At 59.8% G+C, this 19904-nt stretch carries 20 protein-coding genes and 2 pseudogenes; 13 read left to right on the plus strand and 9 right to left on the minus strand.

Annotation, left to right across the window (positions count from 1 at the left end):
• The 7 genes from Q0J74_RS02940 to Q0J74_RS02970 form a co-directional block, all read left to right on the plus strand.
• The coding region (locus tag Q0J74_RS02940) for an isocitrate/isopropylmalate family dehydrogenase (protein WP_297210356.1) at positions 1-270 on the plus strand (270 nt) is incomplete at its 5' end.
• Positions 271-377: 107 nt separating this feature from the next.
• The gene (locus tag Q0J74_RS02945; protein WP_297210359.1) at positions 378-1166 is read left to right on the plus strand and encodes a type III pantothenate kinase; all 789 of its coding nucleotides are present in this window, start codon (positions 378-380) and stop codon (positions 1164-1166) included.
• A gap of 87 nt (positions 1167-1253) precedes the next feature.
• The gene (locus Q0J74_RS02950) at positions 1254-1835 is read left to right on the plus strand and encodes an ECF transporter S component (RefSeq protein WP_297210362.1); all 582 of its coding nucleotides are present in this window, start codon (positions 1254-1256) and stop codon (positions 1833-1835) included.
• Between the two features lie 159 nt (positions 1836-1994).
• A complete protein-coding gene (locus Q0J74_RS02955; protein ID WP_297210365.1) occupies positions 1995-3188 on the plus strand; it encodes a pyridoxal phosphate-dependent aminotransferase in 1194 nt (397 codons plus the stop codon).
• 169 nt (positions 3189-3357) lie between these two features.
• Entirely contained in the window at positions 3358-4794 is a 1437-nt protein-coding gene (purB, locus tag Q0J74_RS02960; protein ID WP_297210368.1) for an adenylosuccinate lyase, read from the plus strand.
• An 18-nt stretch (positions 4795-4812) separates the two neighbouring features.
• Positions 4813-5796, plus strand: coding sequence for a 6-phosphofructokinase (gene pfkA / locus Q0J74_RS02965; RefSeq protein ID WP_297210370.1), 984 nt, complete (start codon positions 4813-4815; stop codon positions 5794-5796).
• 104 nt (positions 5797-5900) lie between these two features.
• The gene (locus Q0J74_RS02970; RefSeq protein ID WP_297210374.1) at positions 5901-6908 is read left to right on the plus strand and encodes a tyrosine recombinase XerC; all 1008 of its coding nucleotides are present in this window, start codon (positions 5901-5903) and stop codon (positions 6906-6908) included.
• Here the strand turns inward: Q0J74_RS02970 and Q0J74_RS02975 are convergent.
• Complete coding sequence (locus tag Q0J74_RS02975) at positions 6892-7419, minus strand: amidase domain-containing protein (protein WP_297210378.1); 528 nt, start codon at positions 7417-7419, stop codon at positions 6892-6894. The two genes, Q0J74_RS02970 and Q0J74_RS02975, sit on opposite strands and share 17 nt — an antisense overlap.
• Before the next feature lie 668 nt (positions 7420-8087).
• Here Q0J74_RS02975 and Q0J74_RS02980 point away from each other — a divergent pair.
• Positions 8088-8441, plus strand: coding sequence for a putative quinol monooxygenase (locus Q0J74_RS02980; RefSeq protein ID WP_297210381.1), 354 nt, complete (start codon positions 8088-8090; stop codon positions 8439-8441).
• A gap of 126 nt (positions 8442-8567) precedes the next feature.
• On the opposite strand, the gene fba is transcribed toward Q0J74_RS02980, so the two are convergent.
• Positions 8568-9533: a class II fructose-1,6-bisphosphate aldolase gene (fba, locus tag Q0J74_RS02985; protein WP_297210384.1), complete on the minus strand. Its 966-nt coding sequence runs from the start codon at positions 9531-9533 to the stop codon at positions 8568-8570.
• Between the two features lie 128 nt (positions 9534-9661).
• On the opposite strand from fba, the gene Q0J74_RS02990 reads away from it, so the two are divergent.
• Positions 9662-10909, plus strand: a complete 1248-nt coding sequence (locus tag Q0J74_RS02990) for a 6-phosphofructokinase (RefSeq protein ID WP_297210387.1) — start codon at positions 9662-9664, stop codon at positions 10907-10909.
• A 48-nt stretch (positions 10910-10957) separates the two neighbouring features.
• Here the strand turns inward: Q0J74_RS02990 and radA are convergent, their stop codons facing one another.
• The gene (gene radA, locus Q0J74_RS02995) at positions 10958-12319 is read right to left on the minus strand and encodes a DNA repair protein RadA (protein ID WP_297210390.1); all 1362 of its coding nucleotides are present in this window, start codon (positions 12317-12319) and stop codon (positions 10958-10960) included.
• 25 nt (positions 12320-12344) lie between these two features.
• A complete protein-coding gene (locus Q0J74_RS03000; protein ID WP_297210394.1) occupies positions 12345-13046 on the minus strand; it encodes an N-acetylmuramoyl-L-alanine amidase in 702 nt (233 codons plus the stop codon).
• Positions 13047-13231: 185 nt separating this feature from the next.
• Between Q0J74_RS03000 and Q0J74_RS03005 the strand changes: the two genes are divergently transcribed.
• From Q0J74_RS03005 to Q0J74_RS03015, 3 genes and pseudogenes are all read left to right on the plus strand, one after another.
• Positions 13232-13690: a YhcH/YjgK/YiaL family protein gene (locus Q0J74_RS03005; RefSeq protein WP_297210397.1), complete on the plus strand. Its 459-nt coding sequence runs from the start codon at positions 13232-13234 to the stop codon at positions 13688-13690.
• A gap of 132 nt (positions 13691-13822) precedes the next feature.
• Positions 13823-14290: a spore coat protein CotJB gene (locus tag Q0J74_RS03010; protein ID WP_297210399.1), complete on the plus strand. Its 468-nt coding sequence runs from the start codon at positions 13823-13825 to the stop codon at positions 14288-14290.
• Positions 14290-14487: pseudogene (locus Q0J74_RS03015) on the plus strand (manganese catalase family protein); the annotation flags it as partial. The gene Q0J74_RS03010 and the pseudogene Q0J74_RS03015, both read left to right, overlap by 1 nt.
• A gap of 1 nt (position 14488) precedes the next feature.
• Here the strand turns inward: Q0J74_RS03015 and Q0J74_RS03020 are convergent.
• The 4 genes from Q0J74_RS03020 to Q0J74_RS03035 form a co-directional block, all read right to left on the minus strand.
• Positions 14489-15367 (minus strand): recombinase family protein, encoded by an 879-nt coding sequence (locus Q0J74_RS03020; RefSeq protein WP_297210402.1) that lies wholly within the window; start codon positions 15365-15367, stop codon positions 14489-14491.
• Between the two features lie 141 nt (positions 15368-15508).
• Positions 15509-16339: a TrmH family RNA methyltransferase gene (locus Q0J74_RS03025; RefSeq protein ID WP_297210405.1), complete on the minus strand. Its 831-nt coding sequence runs from the start codon at positions 16337-16339 to the stop codon at positions 15509-15511.
• Positions 16323-17087: a peroxide stress protein YaaA gene (gene yaaA / locus Q0J74_RS03030; RefSeq protein ID WP_297210408.1), complete on the minus strand. Its 765-nt coding sequence runs from the start codon at positions 17085-17087 to the stop codon at positions 16323-16325. The genes Q0J74_RS03025 and yaaA overlap by 17 nt, the downstream gene beginning before the upstream one ends.
• An 8-nt stretch (positions 17088-17095) precedes the next feature.
• Complete coding sequence (locus Q0J74_RS03035) at positions 17096-18145, minus strand: alcohol dehydrogenase (protein ID WP_297210410.1); 1050 nt, start codon at positions 18143-18145, stop codon at positions 17096-17098.
• 89 nt (positions 18146-18234) lie between these two features.
• On the opposite strand from Q0J74_RS03035, the pseudogene Q0J74_RS03040 reads away from it, so the two are divergent.
• Positions 18235-18579, plus strand: a pseudogene (locus tag Q0J74_RS03040) (manganese catalase family protein); the annotation flags it as partial.
• A gap of 54 nt (positions 18580-18633) precedes the next feature.
• Here the strand turns inward: Q0J74_RS03040 and Q0J74_RS03045 are convergent.
• On the minus strand, positions 18634-19812 hold the full coding sequence (locus Q0J74_RS03045) for a MalY/PatB family protein (RefSeq protein WP_297210413.1): 1179 nt from the start codon (positions 19810-19812) through the stop codon (positions 18634-18636).
• Between the last annotated feature and the right edge of the window lie 92 nt (positions 19813-19904).

A 19904-nucleotide genomic window follows, 5' to 3' on the forward strand; every position in this document is an offset into this window, starting at 1 on the left:
ATCGGAGACTCCGCCCCCGGCCTGTATGAACCCATCCACGGCTCCGCCCCCGATATCGCCGGTCAGGACAAGGCCAATCCCATCGCCACCATTCTGTCGGTGGCCATGATGTTCCGCTACTCCTTCCAGCTGCCCACCGAGGCAGATGCGGTGGAGGCGGCGGTGGACGGGGTGCTGGCCGAGGGCTGGCGTACCGCCGACATTGCCGAACCCGGCGTGACGCCCATCGGCACCAGACAGATGGGCGCACTCATTTGCCAAAAGATCTGAAAAACCGGCGGGGCGGCTTTGCAGCCGCTCCGCCGCTCTGCGCTTGACGGAAGGGCAAATTGCTGGTACAATACCCAGGGACAACGACAGGGAAGGGGAGGGGAACCATGATCCTCGGACTGGATATTGGAAATTCCAACACGACGGTAGGTCTGTTTGACCTGGCGGGCCGGCTGATTTTCCGCTCCACCCTGGAGACCTCCCGGAGCAAAACCCGGGACCAGTGCGCCATTGACCTGCTGGGTGTATTCCGCCTGTACGGGGCGGAGATCCGGGAGGTGACCGGCGCCATTTTGTCCAGCGTGGTGCCGCCCCTCACCGCCGTTTTTGCCGACACCATCCACCGTCTGACCGGGCGTCCGCCCCTGGTGGTAGGGCCGGGGATCAAAACCGGCCTGAACATCAAGGCGGAGATCCATGACCAGCTGGGCAGCGACATTGTGGCCTACTCGGTGGCTGCCATGGCGGGCTACGAAAGCCCCATCGCCGCCATCGATATGGGAACCGCCACCTCACTGTCCCTGATCCGGGGCTGTGTGTATGAGGGCTGCATTATCATGCCGGGCCTGACCCTGGCGCTGGACGCCATGTCCGAGCGGGCCGCCGCCCTGCCGCCCATTTCCATTGAAAGTCCTACCCAGGTGGAACTGCTGGGCCGCACCACGGAGGAGGCCATGCGCTCCGGCGTACTCTATGGACACGCCAGCATGGTGGACGGAATGCTGGACCGGATTGAGGCGCAGATCGGTCAGAAGGTGACGGTAGTGGCCACCGGGGGCAACGCCCCCAGAATTCTGTGCCATTGCAGGCACCAGATCCAGTACGATGCCGACCTGGTGATGAAAGGGCTCTATCTGCTCTATCAGAAGAACGCCAAAAAGCCCAGGAAGGTCTGAAAACTTGTACTCAACGGCGCAAGCCGTGGGTAAATAAACATGCGCTGCATCCTCTCCGGGAGGAGCGGCAGCAGGAGGGAATTTCATATGAGAGCAAGCGAGAAAACCAGACGCCTGACGGGACTGGCCCTGTTGACGGCCATCGTCGCGGTCCTGCAGGTAGTCGCCACCTTCATCAAGTTCGGCCCGTTCCCCATCACACTAGCTCTGGCACCCATCATCATCGGGGCGGCCCTGTTCGGCCCCAAGGCGGGGGCCTATCTGGGCGGCGTGTTCGGCTTCGTGGTGCTGCTGGCCTGTATCATGGGCTGGGACCCCGGCGGAAGCGTCCTGTGGAACGCCAACCCCTTCCTTACCGCTGTCATCTGCCTGGGCAAGGGCATTCTGGCCGGCCTGTGTGCCGGCGCGGTATACCGGCGTCTCTCCAACACCCCCATGGCAGGCGCTATCCTGGCCGGTATCGTCAGCCCGGTGGTGAATACCGGCCTGTTCTGCCTGTGCCTGACCCTGCTGTTCCATGATATTCTGATCGCTTGGGCGGCGGGGACCGAGGTGGTTTATTATATCATCTTTGTCCTCACCGGCATCAACTTCCTGGTGGAGTTGGCCGTCAATCTGGTGCTCAGCACGGTGATTGTCCGGGTTGTCTCTGCAAGAAGTCACGCATAAAGCTCCCTCAGGGCGTCCGCTGGCCGGCGGACGCCCTGTTTTTGCATCAACAATTTCACAAGCATTCAAAAACGCCAATTTTTTTTAAGAAACACTTGCTTTTTTGCAAGTCGGCGCATATAATATGTCAAGAACTTTGAGAACAAGGGAGAGATTCCATTGAAAGAGCTGTCCAGGATCGCGGAGGCCGTCCAGGCATCCACCACCATGGCCATTGACGCCATGTTCAAGCAGATGAAGGCTGACGGCATTGACGTGATCGGATTCGGCGCCGGTGAGCCGGACTTCAATACGCCGGACAACATCAAGCAGGCCGGCATTGAGGCCATTGAGCACAACGTGACCCGCTACACCCCCGCCGCCGGCACGGTGGAGCTGCGCCAGGCGGTGTGCCACCGGATGAAGGAGGACTGCGGCGTGGAGTACAAGCCCAGTCAGGTGGTTATCAGCAGCGGCGCCAAGCATCTGGTCTATCTGGCCCTCCGCGCCCTGGTCAATCCGGGGGATGAGATCATTTTGCCCGCGCCCTACTGGGTGAGCTATATTGAGCTGATCCGTATGGTGGGTGCCGAGCCGGTGGTGGTCCATGCCACCGAGGCGGAGCAGTTCAAGCTCACTCCCGAAAAGCTGGAGGCGGCAATCACCCCCAGGACCAAGGCTCTGATGATCAACAATCCCTCCAACCCCACCGGCATGATGTACAGCAGGGAGGAGCTGGAGGCCATCGCCGCCGTGTGTCTCAAGCACGAGCTCTATGTGATTGCCGACGAGATCTACTACCGGCTGGCTTATGACGGGCTGAAGTTTACCAGCTTTGCCGCCCTTGGGCCGGAGATGCGGGAGCTGACCATTCTGGTCAACGGCGTCTCCAAGTCCTACGCCATGACCGGCTGGCGTATCGGCTATGCCTGCGCCAACGAGAAAATTGCCAAGATCATGGCCAACTACGTCAGCCACTCCACCGGCTCTCCCGTAGCCATTTCCCAGAAGGCGGCGGCGGTGGCCCTGTCCGGCCCCCAGGACCAGGTGGATGTCATGTGCAAGGCCTTTGAGGAGCGGCGGGACTATTTTGTGAAGCGGGTAAACGCCATCCCCGGGGTCAGCTGCATCAAGCCGGAGGGCGCCTTCTATGCGATGATGAATCTGGAGCAGCTTATCGGAAAAACCATTCACGGAGTGGAGATCACCAATGACGACGTGTTTGCCGACGCGTTTCTGAAATACGGCCTGGTGGCGGTGGTACCCGGCTCCGGCTTCGGCGCTCCCAACTTTGTCCGCTGGTCCTATGCCACCTCCATGGAAAACATCAAGGAGGGTCTGGACCGGCTGGAGCGGTTCCTGGCGGGGGAGTAAACCCTGTTTTTCAAGCGGTGCAGAGAGGCCCGCGGCGTCTGCGATGGTGCAGACGCCGCGGGCCGTTTCCCGTTGGAGCAGGGAAAAGTCACTCTTGTGGGGGAAAGGCTTTTGTGGTATACTACCCGCAGCAATAACCTGCCATTTTGTTCACAGAAGAAGGGTGTCCATGAATCGAGACAAGTATGAATCGCCGCTCTGCTCCCGCTATGCCAGCGGGGAAATGCAGTATCTTTTTTCTCCCGATAAGAAGTTCTCCACCTGGCGGCGGCTGTGGGTGGCGCTGGCCCGGGCGGAAATGGAGCTGGGACTGCCGGTCACTCAGGAGCAGGTGTCGGAGCTGGAGCGCCACATAGAGGACATCGACTATGAGCGGGCGGCTCAGTTTGAGCGGGAGCTGCGCCATGATGTCATGGCCCATATCCATACCTATGGGCTCCAGTGTCCCACCGCCATGCCCATTATCCATCTGGGCGCCACCAGCTGCTATGTGGGGGACAATACGGACGTCATCCTTATGCGGGAGGCGCTCTGCCTGGTGCGGGACGAGCTGGTGCGGGTACTGGGTCATCTGGCCAAGTTCGCCCAGCGCTACAGGGCGCTGCCCACTTTGGGCTTTACCCACTTTCAGCCGGCGCAGCTGGTGACGGTGGGGAAGCGGGCCACCCTGTGGATGAATGATTTGCTGCTGGACCTCCAGGAGGTGGAGTACCGGATTTCCTCCCTGAAGCTGCTGGGCTGCAAGGGAACCACCGGCACCCAGGCCAGCTTTCTGGAGCTGTTTGACGGCGACCACAGCAAGTGCGCCGCCCTGGACCAGAAAATTGCCGCGGAGATGGGCTTTGAGGCCACGGTGCCGGTGTCCGGGCAGACCTATTCCAGAAAGACGGACTACATGGTACTCTCCGTTCTGTCCGGCATTGCCCAGTCCGCCAGCAAGTTTGCCACCGATATGCGCCTTCTGTGCAACCTGAAGGAGGTGGAGGAGCCCTTCGAGGCCCACCAGATCGGTTCTTCCGCCATGCCCTACAAGCGCAACCCCATGCGCTGTGAGCGGATCTGCTCCCTGGCCAGATATGTAATGGCCGACGCGCTCAACCCTGCCATTACCGCCGCCACCCAGTGGTTTGAGCGGACGCTGGACGATTCCGCCAACAAGCGTCTGTCCATCCCGGAGGCGTTCCTGGCGGTGGACGCCATTTTGAATCTCTACGCCAATGTGGCCAACGGGCTGGTGGTCCATGAAAAGGTGATTGAAAAGCATGTGAGGGAAGAGCTGCCCTTTATGGCCAGCGAGAATATCATGATGGACGCCGTCAAGAGGGGAGGGGATCGCCAGCAGCTTCACGAGCGCATCCGGGTTCTCTCCCAGCAAGCGGGCGCCAATGTGAAGGACAGGGGGGAGGCCAACAACCTAATTGATCTCATCGCAGAGGACCCGCTGTTTGGCATGACCCGGGAGGAGCTCACCGCCCATATGGAGCCGTCTCGTTATATCGGCCGCTGTCCCGAGCAGGTGGATGCCTTCCTGGAGCAGGATGTCTATCCCGTGCTGAAGCGCTATTCCCAGGCCCTGAAAAAGCAGGACGCCGAATTGAAGGTATAAAGATAGGAGAGTCGTATCATGGAAAAAACTGTTCGACGCATCGGTGTGTTTACCAGCGGAGGCGACGCCCCCGGCATGAACGCAGCCATTCGATCCGTTGTCCGAACCGCCCTGCATATGGGAATCGAGTGCATCGGAATCCGCCGCGGCTATCACGGCCTCATCAACGGTGATTTTGTGCCGCTGGATTTTGAGAGCGTCAGCGGCCTGTCCAGGAGGGGCGGCACCATGCTGTACTCCGCCCGCAGCGAGGATTTCAAGTCCCAGCTGGGCCGTGAGCGGGCTGTGGCTACCTGTAAGCTGCTGGGGCTGGACGCTCTGGTAGGTATTGGGGGCGACGGCACCTTCCGGGGCCTTCTGAGCCTGGCACAGCAGGGGCTGAGCGTCATCGGCATCCCCGGCACCATTGACAACGACATTGCCTGCTCCACCTATACCATCGGATATGATACCGCCTGCAACACCGCTCTGGAGTCCATTGACAAGCTCCGGGACACCATGCAATCCCATGAGCGCTGCTCCGTGGTGGAGGTGATGGGCCGCCATGCCGGCCACGTGGCCCTGAACGTGGGTGTGGCCTGCGGCGCCACAGCTGTGCTGGTACCGGAACAGAAGGTCAACTACGAAGAGGATCTGATGGAACCCATTCGCAGGTCCCGTCTGGCCGGCCGGACCCATTTCATGATTATTGTGGCGGAAGGCGTGGAAGGCGGCGCCTATGAGGTGGCCAAGCAGATCAAGGAGGCCACCTCGCTGGACACCCGCGTGACAATTTTGGGTCACGTGCAGCGGGGCGGCGCACCCACGGTCCGCGACCGGAACGCCGCTACATACATGGGTTATGAGGCCGTCCGGCTGCTGGCCGAGGGCAAGTCCTGCCGCGTGGTAGCCATGGATGGTGAGTCTTACGTGGACTACGACATTGAAGAGGCACTGAAGATGCACAAGGGTCTGGACCAGCAGACCTATACTGTCATGCGCGCCTTGACCGGCATTCAATAAGCTCGGTGAAATTCATGGCCGACCCCGAGAAGGGGGCGGCTATGAATTTAAACCATGAACTCAACAAAATAAAAATTTTGTTGAGTTGGAGGGAGGCAAAACAGGTGTCAGACTACCGGCGGGACGCACCGCCCATCCTGCGGGACTTTTTGGTGTACCATGAGACCATTCAGGGACATTCCCGCAGAACCGTGGATGAATACTATTTGGATCTGCGCAATTTTCTCCGCTTTCTGAAAATAGAAAAAGGCCGCGCACCCCAGAGCGCGGCGCTGGATGATGTCTCAATCGACGATGTGGACCTGGAGTTTGTGCGGGCTGTTACGCTCAGCGATGTGTACGCCTACATGAACTTTCTCAGCCGCGACCGGGCCAAGCATGCCAACAGCCCTATGACCGGCTACGGCCTGGAGGCTTCCGCCAGGGCGCGCAAAATTGCCGCCATTCGTTCCTTTTATAAATACCTGACCAACAAGGCCAAGCTGGTGGCCGAAAATCCCATGCAGGATCTGGACTCGCCCCGGCTGAAAAAGGCGCTGCCTCGCTACCTGGATCTGGACGAGAGCATTCAGCTGCTGGAGTCGGTGGATGAGCCGAACCGGGCCAGAGATTACTGCATTTTGACCCTTTTTTTAAACTGTGGACTGCGGATTTCAGAGTTAGTTGCGCTTAACTTGACGGATATCCGGGGTGAGCAGCTGCGTGTATTGGGAAAAGGCAACAAAGAGCGGATGATTTTTCTCAATGATGCCTGCAAGGCGGCCCTTGCGGATTGGCTGGCCGAGCGCAGCCGCAGCGCGGCAGCAGATAAAAACGCTCTGTTTCTGACCCGCAAGCACACCAGAATGACCACGGACGCGGTACATTATATGGTCAAGCAGCGGCTGAAAAAGGCCGGCTTGGACGCATCTCTATACTCCAGCCACAAGCTGCGCCACACGGCGGCCACCCTGATGCTCCAAAACGGCGTGGATGTGCGCACCCTACAGGAGGTGTTGGGTCATGAGCACCTGAACACCACCCAAATCTACACCCATGTGGACAACGAAAACCTGCGGGCGGCGGCCAGAGCCAATCCGCTGGGCCGCATAAAGGCTAAACATCAGAAATAGCTGGCTCCTGCTCACGCCAGACGCCGGTAATATGGAGATAGCGGGCATCCTGAAACAGATAGGTGCTCAGGGGCCGGTAATCCGCGTCATAGGAGTGGGAGGCCACCAGGACGCTGCGCACCGTGGGACGGCCCAAGATCTGCACTACAATGGCGGTGTGTGTAAACCGGTCTCCCATGGCGCTGAGCTGCACAAAATCCCCAGGCACAAGCTGCGACAGCCGGACGGCCTCTGCGGTTGGGCCGGGTGTGGGTGTTTGGCGGGTCAGGTAACGGTAAAAGTATTCCACCCCTGTCCAGGCCGGCGCTTTGTCATTGGCGGTTCGATAGTACCATCCGAAATCCGGCGTAAAATCCATGACGCCCGCACCGGCATAGAGACACTGGGAGGCGAAATTGGTGCAGTCCCCCCCTATCTCCTCATAGTCATAATACCTCGGGTTGCGCTGGAAAGCCCAGCGGTGGGCGTAGGCCACCGCCGCCCGGCGATTGTAGGAGATCCGTTCCAGCATATCCCCTCCCCCCTTTCCCGACATTCTATGCCAAGATACCATAGGAAGACACAACGTGGGAGGAACCCTGGCCGGTGCCGCATATGCGGCACCGGCCAGGGTTCCTCCCATTTATATAATTCCAATAGAAGAAAAAGATTTCCAGATCTCATTTAAAATATCTGCCATTTTTTCCACAGGCAAATCCATGTTTCTACTGCACCAGGAGGAAAACAACGTAACATAGAGTGAACAGAGGGCATCTTCCCGATACGCCAGAACACGCAGCTGTTCCAGATCATCTTTTTGTGGATAATTGTTCCACAGTTGAAGCGTCTCCAACCTCGCCTATGAGATAGCCCTGGAGAAACGTACCGAAAACCCGGTTTCGCTTCTTTGGTTTAGTAGAACCTTAAACGTGGAATAATGCGCTTTAATATATTGAAAGTACTGTGTAAAATAAACTTTTCTGTTTTTATTGATATCTCCATAATATGCTTCTTTCCCAATTGTGCGAAGTGAAATCATAATATCCAAAAATCCATCAATCAGTTCCTGCTCAATTTCCGTCAGCACATCATATTTCGACTCATAATAGGCGTAAAAAGAGCTTCGACTAACTTCTGCTTCCGTACAAATACTAATGCAGGAAATGTCAGCCAGGCTGTTTGATTCTAAAAGCCTCAAAAATGCGTCTCGAAATGGTGACTATCGCAGTACAATACCGGTTAAAGCCGGGTGAGCGGGAAAAGCTGCTCCAATTTGTAATGGATAACGTGATCAATACCAGAAAAGAAAAAGGGAATCTGTATTATGTACACTACCCATCAATTGAAAATGACCAGGACATGTTTGTGTTTGAATGCTGGGAAACAGAGGAGGATGTAAATCGCCACAACAGCGCTCCGCACTTTCTTGAGTTTGCCATGAAGCGCAAGCCCATGCTGGAGTCCTACCTGTCTACACGGTATGAATCTTCAATTATCCGCCAGCACCATGGTATGCCTTCCTGGGCGGATGCAGATCCCCCGGAACAGAAATAAGCGGCTCCGTCAGGATCAAATTTCTCTTATAAATCGAGAAAAATGGAACAGCCCTCCATCTATTTGATCAAGATCAATAGGCAGAAGGCTGTTCCATATTTCTGATACGCTAAATATGACTGCTGCTCAGGCCTTGCCGTCACAGCCCAGCACGTAGACCAGCTTGTGCTTCACCAGCTCCTTGATGGCGGCGCGGGCGGGTTTGAGATACTCACGGGGGTCAAACTTGTCGGGGTGCTCGTTAAAGAACTTGCGGATGGTTCCGGTCATGGCCAGGCGCAGGTCGGAGTCAATATTGATCTTACACACAGCACCCCGGGCGGCCTGGCGCAGCTGCTCCTCGGGAATACCCACGGCATCGGGCATCTTGCCGCCGTTCTCATTGACCATCTTCACAAACTCCTGAGGCACGGAGGAGGAGCCGTGGAGCACGATGGGGAAGCCGGGCAGGCGCTTTACTACCTCGTCCAGAATGTCGAAGCGCAGGGGCGGGGGAACCAGCTCGCCCTTTTCATTGCGGGTACACTGGGCGGCGGTGAATTTATAAGCGCCGTGGCTGGTACCGATGGCGATGGCAAGAGAGTCGCAGCCAGTCTTGGTGACAAACTCCTCCACCTCTTCGGGACGGGTGTAGTGGGAATCGGCGGCGGACACGTTGACCTCATCCTCCACGCCGGCCAGAGCACCCAGCTCAGCCTCCACCACCACGCCGTGGTCGTGGGCATACTCCACCACCTTCTTGGTGATCGCAATGTTCTCGGCAAAGGGCTGGGAGCTGGCGTCAATCATCACGGAGGTGAAACCGCCGTCAATACAGCTCTTGCAGGTCTCAAAGCTGTCGCCATGGTCCAGATGGAGACAGATGGGCAGACCGGTCTCAATAATGGCGGCCTCCACCAGCTTCACCAGATAGGTGTGGTTGGCATAGGCCCGGGCGCCCTTGGACACCTGGAGGATCAGAGGCGCGTTGACCTCCTTGGCGGCCTCGGTGATGCCCTGCACGATCTCCATATTATTGACGTTGAAAGCGCCGATGGCATAGCCGCCGTTGTAGGCCTTCTCAAACATTTCCTTCGTAGTAACCAGTGGCATAAGGCTCATCTCCTTTTCTTAATCCTCCATGATTTTAACAGTTCTCATTGATAATTTCAAGAGGACGTGGTATGATATTTCCGCAAAAACCCAGGTTTTTCAAAATTGAGTTATCAGGAGGCAACTACATGAGTGAACTGAGAGGCGCCTGCATCATCGGTCAGTCCGGCGGCCCCACCGCCGTCATCAACGCCAGCGCGCTGGGCGTGATCCGCACCGCGCTGGATACCGACTGCATCACCCGTGTTCTGGGTGCGGCCCACGGCATCAAGGGTGTGCTGGACGACAGGCTGTACGACATGGACCAGGAGGATGCCGCCGAGCTGGAGCTTTTGAAATACACCCCCTCCTCCGCTCTGGGTTCCTGCCGCTACAAGCTGGCCGATCCCGATGTGGACGATACCGATTACAAGCGGATTCTGGAGATTTTCCAAAAGTACGATGTCCGCTATTTCTTCTACAATGGCGGCAATGATTCCATGGACACCTGCAACAAGATTTCCAAATATATGCAGAAGGTGGGCTATGAGTGCCGCATTATGGGCGTACCCAAGACCATTGACAACGACCTGAACGGCACCGACCACTGCCCCGGCTTTGCGTCCGCCGCCAAGTTCATTGCCACCACCTGTATGGAAGTCCACCGCGACGCCCATGTGTATGACACCGGTATGGTCACTGTGATCGAGATCATGGGCCGCCACGCCGGCTGGTTAGCCGGCTCCGCCGGCCTGGCCACCTGGGCCGGTTACGGCCCCGACCTGATCTACCTGCCGGAGACCGACTTTGACCTGACCGACTTCCTGGACGACGTAGGCCGCATCTACCGCAATACCGGCAAGTGCATGGTGGCGGTTTCCGAGGGCATCCACCACGCCGACGGCTCCTTTGTATCCGAGGCGAAGACCTCCGCCACCGACGGCTTCGGCCACGCCCAGCTGGGCGGCCTGGCGGTCATGCTGGCCAACGCCGTCAAGATGGAGACCGGCGCCAAGGTCCGCGGCATCGAGCTGTCCCTCCTCCAGCGCTGCGGCTCTCATGTGGCCTCCAAGACCGACATTGACGAAGCCTATCTGGCCGGCAAGGCCGCTGTGGATGCCGCCGTTTCCGGCGTTACCGACAAAATGGTGGCCTTCCGGTGCAGCCGGGAGAACGGCTACCGCTGTGAGACGGTGCTCCAGCCCCTGGATATTGTGGCCAACTTTGAGAAAAAGGTTCCCCGGGAGTGGATCAACGCCGCTGGGAACGGCGTGGAGCAGCCCTTCATCGACTATGTGCTCCCCCTCATCCAGGGCGAGGCAGAGGCCCCCAAGGAATTCGCCCTTCCCCGCTTTGCCAAGCTGAAAAAGGTTCTGACCACCGATCTGGACGGCTGAGCCTGCAAAAAAATCCGGCCCTGTGGATGCTCCCCAGGGCCGGATTTTTTACAGCAATGCCGCCAGCGCCTCCCGGATGTTCCGCACCTTGATAAGCTGCAGTCCCTCCGGCACGTCCAGTTTCCCGCTTATGCGGGCAGGAACCAGGCATTTGGTAAAGCCCAACCGGTGTACCTCGCTCAGCCGCTGCCCCAGGGCGTTGACGGAGCGCAGCTCACCGGTGAGTCCCACCTCCCCGATGGCCGCCAGATCGCCCGGTACCGGCCTGTCCCGGAAGCTGGAGGCCATGGCGATCACCATGGCCAGATCGGCGGCGGGCTCGTCCAGGAACAGGCCGCCGATTACATTGATATAGGCGTCGCAGGAACTCACCATCAGCCCACCCCGCTTTTCCAGCACCGCCAGCAGCAGGTTGGTGCGGTTGAAGTCAAAGCCGTTGGCGGTACGTCTGGGTACGTTGAAGCTGGTTGGGGCCAGCAGGGCCTGGACCTCCGCCAGCACCGGTCGCACACCCTCCATCACGCAGGTGACGCAGGTACCCGGCGTATCCTGGGGCCGGCCGGACAGCAGCATTTCCGACGGGTTGGGAACCTCCCTCAGACCGGAATCCCCCATCTCAAACACGCCGATTTCGTTGGTAGCGCCAAACCGGTTTTTGGCCGCCCGCAAAATCCGATAGGAGTTTTGCTGCTCCCCTTCAAAGTAGAGCACACAGTCCACCATGTGCTCCAGCACCTTGGGGCCGGCGATGGAGCCCTCCTTGTTTACATGGCCAATGACAAAAACAGTAACCCCCTGCCCTTTCGCCAGCTGCATCAGAGCCATGGTGCAGTCCTTCACCTGGCCGATGCTGCCCGGCGCGGCGGACAGATCCCCATGATACAGCGTCTGAATGGAGTCCACAATGAGCACGTCAGGCCCCAGCTCCCGCACCGACTCCACCACATCCTCCAGATTGGTCTCCGCCTGAAGGTAGAGCTGCTCACCCCGGACGTGGAGCCGGTCGGCCCGAAGCTTGATCTGCCGCTCCGACTCCTCGCCGGAGACATACAGGACCTTGGCAAAGCGGCAGAGGTGCTCACAGATCTGGAGCATCAGGGTGGATTTCCCGATACCGGGCGCGCCACCCACCAGCACCAGGGAACCCTGCACCGCACCTCCTCCCAGCACCCGATCCAGCTCCCGCATGCCGGTTTCAAACCGCAGCTCTCTGGCGGTCTCCACCTGGGCAATGGGTCTGGGTCTGCTGCCGGCGGAATGCCCCTCCGGTCCGGGCGACGGTCCCCGCCGCCTGGACTCCTGGGGCTGCTCCACAATGGTGTTCCACGCCTTGCAGGCGGGGCATTGTCCTGCCCATTTGGGCAGCTCGTTCCCGCATGCCGTACAGTAAAACATGGTCTTGGCCTTCATCCATGGGTTCCCCCGTTCTCTTTTGTTATACCTGCCAGTCGTATTGCAGCCACGCCGCCGCCATGGCGGCGGCCAGCTTATTTTGATAGGCGGCGGAGCGCAGCAGCGCCTCCTCCTCCGGATTGGAGAGAAAGCCGCACTCCACCAAAATACCGGGGCAGGAGATATGGGTCATCAGGTACACCGTGTCCGGTATGGCCTTGGCCTGCCGGGCGTTGTCCGGGTCCAGTGCGGTCCGCAGGGTCTCCTGCATGGCAACAGCAAAGTCCTGGCTCTGGTCCGTGGGCGCAAAAAACACCTGAGCACCGTGGTATTTTTGATTTGTAAAGGTGTTCTGATGTACACTAAGCAGCACGGCGTCCGCCGTCTCATCCACAGCGGAAACACGGTTGTGCAGGTCGGACACCTTCTTCTCCCGCAGGGTTTCGGCGCTCTCATCGTGGAGGGAGCGGTCCTCCGTGCGCAGGACCACCGGCACTTGTCCGTACAGGCCCAGGAGCTGATCCAGTTTCAACACAATGGACAGGTTGAGTGTACTCTCCGTCACACCGGTGAGGGAGACCGCGCCGCCGTCTTCCCCGCCGTGTCCGGCGTCCAACACCAGGGTGCGGCCCGATCCGGCTGGTGCGAAAGCGGTGGCCCCCTCTTCCGGTGGATGCAGCGCCAGACAGACGGCGGTAGCGGCAATCAAGCCGATCAAGATGGCCCAGTGGCCGGCCTTTCCCATGCCCCTCTCCCCTTTCTCCTCCCAGCGTATGCGCCGCCTGGAGGAAATAGAAGGTCGGGCCGTGGAAAACATCCGCTGCCACAGAGGCTATTGTACCACGGTTTCCGCCCCTTGTCCAAATTTGTATTGCCTTTTGTCCGCCAGCGCGCTAAGATAGAGGCAGAATATGACGGAGGTGGACTTCCATGGTAATTGACAAAATGGAGCATGCATCCTTGTATTACGGACTGGGTCCCCGCTTCCAGAAGGCGCTGGAGTGGCTGCAAACGGTAGACCCGAACACCCTCACCCCCGGTCAGCGGGTGGAGGTGGAGGGCAGCGATATCTACGCCTTTCTCTTTGATGTGGATACCCTGCCTGTGGAGGCGTGCAAGCTGGAGTGCCACAAAAACTATGCCGACATCCAGTACCTGGTTTCCGGTCTGGAGGGGGCCGGATACGCTCTGCCGGACGCACCGCTGGAGCAGCTGACGGAATATGACGCCGCCGGAGACATCCAGTTCTACACCACCAAGTGGGACACGCTCACCATCCGGCCCGGCACCTTTTACATCGTATGGCCGCAGGACCTCCACGCCCCCCGGGTGGCGGTGGAGCAGCCCATCCCCGTTCGCCGCCTGGTGGCCAAGGTCAAGCTGAACTGAACTGCCCCATTCTCCCCCGCCGGCCGGCGGGGGAGTTTTTTTCGTTTCCAGGAACTGACAATTTCCGACCGGCGGCATAGAATGGAACGGGGCGGAATCCGCCGTCCCAATCCATAGGAGGAGGAAATTCCCTTGTACCCTGAAAACAACAACACACCGGCCGGCGTCTGTGACGACGCCAACGGCACACTGCCGGAATGCGCACCGCTGGCCGTACCCTATGTTCCCTTCCAGCAGACCGGCGCCAAACGCTATGCCCAGCAGGAAGCCCTGGCCAGCGGCACCCTGTTTCCCGGCCTGAACCTGCCCTTCCAGGTCAAGGGTACAGCAAAGCAGGCCCTGGGCGGCCCTCTGGCGGAGCTCCAGGCCCTGGAATTTGTGCTGCTGGAGCTGGGCCTTTACCTGGATACCCATCAGGGCGACCAGGAGGCCTTCGCCCTGTACCGGCAGTACGCCGACATGGAGCGCCAGGCCAGGACCCGCTATGAGACCATGTACGGTCCCCTGACCCAGTCAGCCGCGTCGGGCGGAGAGAGCTGGAGTGCCTGGCTGAAGGGTCCCTGGCCCTGGGAACAGCAGACGGAAGGAGGCGGCCGCTGATGTTTTTCTACGAAAAGAAGCTGCAATACCCGGTCAAAATCACCAATGCAAACCCCAAGCTGGCCAGCTATATCATCAGCCAGTACGGCGGACCGGACGGCGAGCTGGGCGCCTCCCTGCGCTATCTCTCCCAGCGGTACTCCATGCCCTATCCGGAGCTTCAGGGCCTGCTTACCGATATCGGTACAGAGGATGTGTTTATAGACCGTCCGGCCCCGCCCGAGACCGGCGGACACGGCCGGCCAGCTCCCGCTGGACGGCCTCCCAGCGCTCCCGGTCAATGATGGGGGTGTGGTGGTCCCGGATGACAATGAGGGTTTCCTCTCCCCGGTTGTACTTTTTCTCGTGGGTGAGATAATCCGGGGTATAGGTCTTCTTCTGCACCAGATCCCCGCAGTATTTCTCATTTTTCAGAATCTTCCACACGGTGGCGGCCGACCAGACCAGGTTTCCCCGGCTGGAGGGACGTCCCTCCTCCCGCAGCCGTCTGGCGATGGCGGCGGTGCTCATGTGCCGGGAGAGACACAGCTCGTAGATATACCGCACCGTCTCCGCGCCCGCCTGGTTGATGCGCATCTGTCCGTTCCGCACATCGTAGCCCAGCAGGGAACCGCCGAACACCACCCCCTGCTCCATCCGCCGGGTCTGGCCCCACTTGACCCGCTGGGAGGTCTTGCGGCTCTCCTCCTGGGCGATGGAGGACATAATCGTGAGCCGCAGCTCCCCGTCCTGCTGGCGGGTGTCGATGTTGTCGATGAGAAAAAGCACCCCCACCCCCCGGCGGCGGAGTTCTCTGGTATAGGCCAGGGTGTCCAGGGTGTTGCGGGCGAAGCGGCTCACCTCCTTGGTGAGGATGAGGTCGATCTCCCCCGCCCGAGCCGCGGCGATCATGGCGTTGAACTGCCTGCGCTTTTTGGTGCTGGTGCCGGAGATCCCCTCGTCGGCGTAAATGCGCTGCAAGACCCAGTCCGGGTTGCGGCTAATCCACGTCAGAAAGTACTGCTGCTGATTGGCAAAGGAATTGGCCTGGTCCTCCCTGTCGGTGGATACCCGGCAGTAGGCTGCCACCCGGATCACGGCCCCCTCCTGCCGTTGGAACGGCGTGGGAATCCAGCTTTCATCTTCTTCCCCTCCCTTCCCTGTATCCCTATGCGCAGGGGGAGAAAAACTTGCCGGAGACGGAAAGCGCCCCGGGGAAACGGCCCCCGGGGCGCTGGTTCAACGTCCGGCACGAAGCTGCCAGAAAATGACCGCTCCAGCGGCGGCCACATTCAGGGAGTCCACCCCGTGGAGCATGGGAATCCGGGCGGTGTAGTCACAGCCGGCGATGGTGCGGGGCGAAAGGCCGTCGCCTTCCGTACCCAGAACGATGGCCAGCTTTTCTTCCCGGGCCAGCACCGGATCATCAATGGGGATGGAGTCGTCCCCTAGGGCCATGGCCACGGTCCGGAAGCCCAGCGTCCGAAGGTGGGAAAGGCCGGGCTGGGGCCATTGGGAGGGGTCCTCCCCGATCCGCGCCCAGGGGATCTGGAAGACGGTCCCCATGCTGACCCGTACCGCCCGGCGGTAGAGAGGATCACAGCAGCAGGGCGTGACCAGAACTCCGTCCATTCCCAGAGCGGCGGCGGAGCGAAAAATGGCACCCACGTTGGTGGCGTCGGTGATATCTTCCAGCACGGCAATCCGGCGGGCCGACCGGCAGAGCTCCGCCACATCGGGCTGGACGGGGCGGCGCATGGCGCACAGCATCCCCCGGGTTACCTGATAGCCGGTGAGGCGCTCCAGCACCTCACGGTCCGCAGTGTATACAGGCAGCTGCTCATACCCTGCCGGCAGGCAGGCCAGAAAAGCGGCCAAGTGGTTTCGCTCCATCAGCGCCGAGAGGGGCCGGCACCCCGCCTTCAGCGCACAGGCAATGACCTTGGCGCTCTCCGCAATAAATATGCCCCGCTCCGGTTCCAGCCGGTTGCGCAGCTGGGCGTGGGTCAACTGGGTGTAGGCCTCCAGGCCGGGCGCCGAGAGATCCGTAATTTCAATGATGCGGGCCATGTGCGCCTCCCAACAGAAAAACATAGGTGGATGGATCGGAGTGCCGGGGCGAGAAGGAGAAATTCAGGCGGGAAAATTCCTGCATTGCCTCCGGCTCGGCGGCCTGCCGCTCCGCCAGGTACCGCACCATCTCCCCCCGCGCCATCTTGCAGAGGGTTCCCTTTTCCACGATCCGCCCCGCCCGCACTTCGCCGAACACACAGGTAATCAGCCGCGTACCGGGCCGCTGATAGGGGGAGATGCAGAGGCTGTACTCTCTGGAAGCCAGGTTCACAATGCAGTCACTCTCCTGGTAGAGGCTGTCTGCAATTAAGTGATTCCAGTAACTGTAAAGGTTTTTCCCATTCCCCGCATCCAGCTTGGCCTGCATCTCCAGACGGTAAGGAATCACCCCGTCAAAGGGGCGCAGCAGGCCGTACAGCCCGGAGAGAATGCGCAGGTGCTCCTGCACATAGTCAAATTCCCCCCGGGAGAACACTCCGGGGGCCATATAGCGGTATTGAATCCCCTCGTAGGCCAAAATAGCGGGAGTCAGGCCGGTACGCAGATCACCGGCAGCCAGCCGCTGGACGTTTTGCGCCGCAATGGCGTCGCTGCACCGCCACAACGCCTTCAGCTGGTGGTACGGCAACGTGCGCAGCTTGGTGTAAAGGATTTCTGCCTGCTCCAGAAAACGTGGCAAGTCCCGCCAGGGCAGAGTATCTGTATCCGCCCGCATTTTTTTAGCGGGAGAAATTACAAGTTGCATAGGCCGCCTCACCTCTCCGGCCGGTCCGGTGTGATGGCCACCTTCATCACCCCGTCCCGGCGGTGCTCAAAGAGGTCGTAGGCCTCCCCGATGCGGCTGAGGGGATAGGTGTGGGTGATAAGGGCAGTGGTGTCCAACTTCCCTGCGGCGATGAGCGCCAGAATGGCCCCGCAGTCGCAGCCGTCCACACCGCCGGTTTGAAAGGTCAGGTTTTTGCCGTACATCTCGGGCAGAGGCAGGTTCTGGGGGCCGTCATACAGGGCCACCACCGTCACCACCGCGTTGGGGCGGGCGTACTGCCAGGCCATGCGGAAGGTGTCTGGGCTGCCCGCCACCTCCAGCACCACATCCGCACCCCCGTGGCTGCTGTTGGCCCGCACCAGTGCCTCCAGCCCCTCCGGGCTGCTGGTCAGAACATCGGGATAATGGCGTCGGACAAACCGGAGCCGCTCCGGGTCCGAGTCACAGACCAGGACGGCGCCGGGCCGGAACAGGCGGACGCACTGCAAGGTGCAGATGCCGGTAGGGCCGGCGCCCAGAATCAGTACGGTATCCTCCGGGCCGATTCTGGAGCGTTTGGCCGCCCAATAGCCGGTGGACAGCAGATCTCCCACCAGCAGAGCCTGCAAATCCGTGACGCTATCCGGAATTTTGCTCAGCCCCTGATCGGCGTAGGGGACACGCACATACTCCGCCTGCCCCCCGTCAATCCGGCAACCCAGCGCCCAGCCGCCATTTGGGTCGGTACAGTTGTTGACCCAGCCGCGCCGGCAGAAGAAGCAGGCGCCGCAGAAGGTCTCCACATTTACCGCCACCCGGTCCCCCGGCCCGACGGTGGAGACGCCCTCCCCAACCTGCTCCACAATTCCCACCATTTCATGTCCCACGGTTATGCCGGGTACCGCTCTGGGGACGGAGCCGTGCTTGATATGCAGATCACTGGTGCAGATACTGCTGAGGGTGACCCGCACAATGGCGTCCCTGGGATGGAGCAGGACGGGCATGGGCTTGTCCAGCAGCTGAAAATCTCCCTGTGCAACATAGGTATAGGCCAGCATAGGCGGTTCCTCCCTGTCTGTGATCTCTTTCATTATAAGCCGGTGGAACTCCGCCGTCAATGGAGCGGGCCGGGGACGCTTCCACGCCAGGTACAGAGGAACTGGGACACCTGGAAATGATCGGCTCCATTGTGCATCAGCTGACCCGGGGCCTCACCGACGAGCAGATCCGCACCAGCGGCTTTGCCCCCTATTTTGTGGACCACACCACCGGGATCTATCCCACCGCAGCCTCCGGCGCACCCTGGAACGCCGCCGGAATCGGGGTCAAGGGGGATGTGATTGCCGACCTGACGGAGGACATGGCGGCCGAGCAGAAGGCCCGGGTGACCTATGACAACATCCTGCGGCTCAGCGACGACCCGGACGTGAGCAACGTGATCAAATTCCTCCGCGCCCGCGAGGTGGTGCATTTCCAGCGTTTCGGGGAAGCAAAGCGTACAAAAGGAACGTCCCCGGACTCTGGCGAATCCGGGGACAGACATGCGTCAGCGGGCATGGATCGCAGCCTCCATCCGCTCCAGGGCTTTTTTCAGGGTGCTCCGGGGACAGGCCAGGTTCATGCGGAGAAAATGCTCCCCTTCCCGACCGAATTCATAGCCGGCGCTGAAGGCCACGCCGGCCCTGTTGATCATAAAATGCTCCAGCGCCATTCCCTTGTAGGGTAGGCCGGAGCAATCCAGCCAGACCAGGTAGGTTCCCTCCGACGGGAAAAGCCGAATCTCCGGAATGTGCTTGGCCAGGTAGTCCGCAAGGTAGGCCTTGTTTGCAAATACATATTCGATAACCTGGTCCAGCCAGTCCTCCCCCTCCGGCGTATAGGCGGCCATCAGGGCGGCCGCACCGAAGACGTTGTCCAGTCGGGTCTGGGCAATGGTCAGTTCCTCCTTGAACCGCTGCCTGACGTCGTCATCCGCCAGAACGATGGTGGCCATGCCCAGGCCGCCCAAGTTGAACCCTTTGCTGGCGGAATAGCAGATCATGGACTGCTTGAGCACCTCCTCGCCCAGAAGGCCGAAGGTGGTGTGGGGATGCTCCTTTGAGACAAAGTCGCAGTGGATCTCATCCACCAACATGAAAATGCGGTGCCTCAGGCAGATCTGCGCCAGCCGCTCCAGCTCCTCCCGCGTCCACACCCGGCCGGTGGGGTTGTGAGGACTGGAGAGAATCAGCACTTTAACTCCAGACGCCGCTTTCCGCTCCAGATCGTCATAGTCAAAGGTATAGACGCCCTCCCTCCAGACCAGGGGACTCTCCACCAGCGTTCTTCCGCTGCGCTCCGCCATGTCGAACAGGGAGTCATAATTCGGCGTGGGAAGCAGCACCCTGTCCCCAGGCCGTGTCAGAATGCGCAGCACAATATTCATGGCGTAAATCACGCCGGGAGGAGAAAAAACCAGGTACTCCTGCCGGACCGTAAAGCCATAACGCCGACTCAGCCAGTGCAGTACCGCGTCATAATAGGGCTGCTGACGGACCACATATCCATAGACAGGGTGGGCCGCACGCTTCTGGATCGCCTCCACAATGCAGGGTGCACAGGCAAAATCCATGTCCGCCACCCACATGGGGATGATATCATCCCGCCCGAAGAAGTCGGAGCCGGTGTCCCATTTGTAGGAAGAGGTACCCCTTCGGTCAACAGGGGTGTCAAAATCATATTTCATATGTGCTTCTCCGATAAATCTGCGGATTTAGGCTTCTCCACCCTATGCCTCGATTATGGATGAAAGTGAATAATTTGTCAATATCGCAGCGG

The sequence above is a fragment of the uncultured Flavonifractor sp. genome, from assembly GCF_944387675.1.
GTDB lineage: Bacteria > Bacillota > Clostridia > Oscillospirales > Oscillospiraceae > Flavonifractor.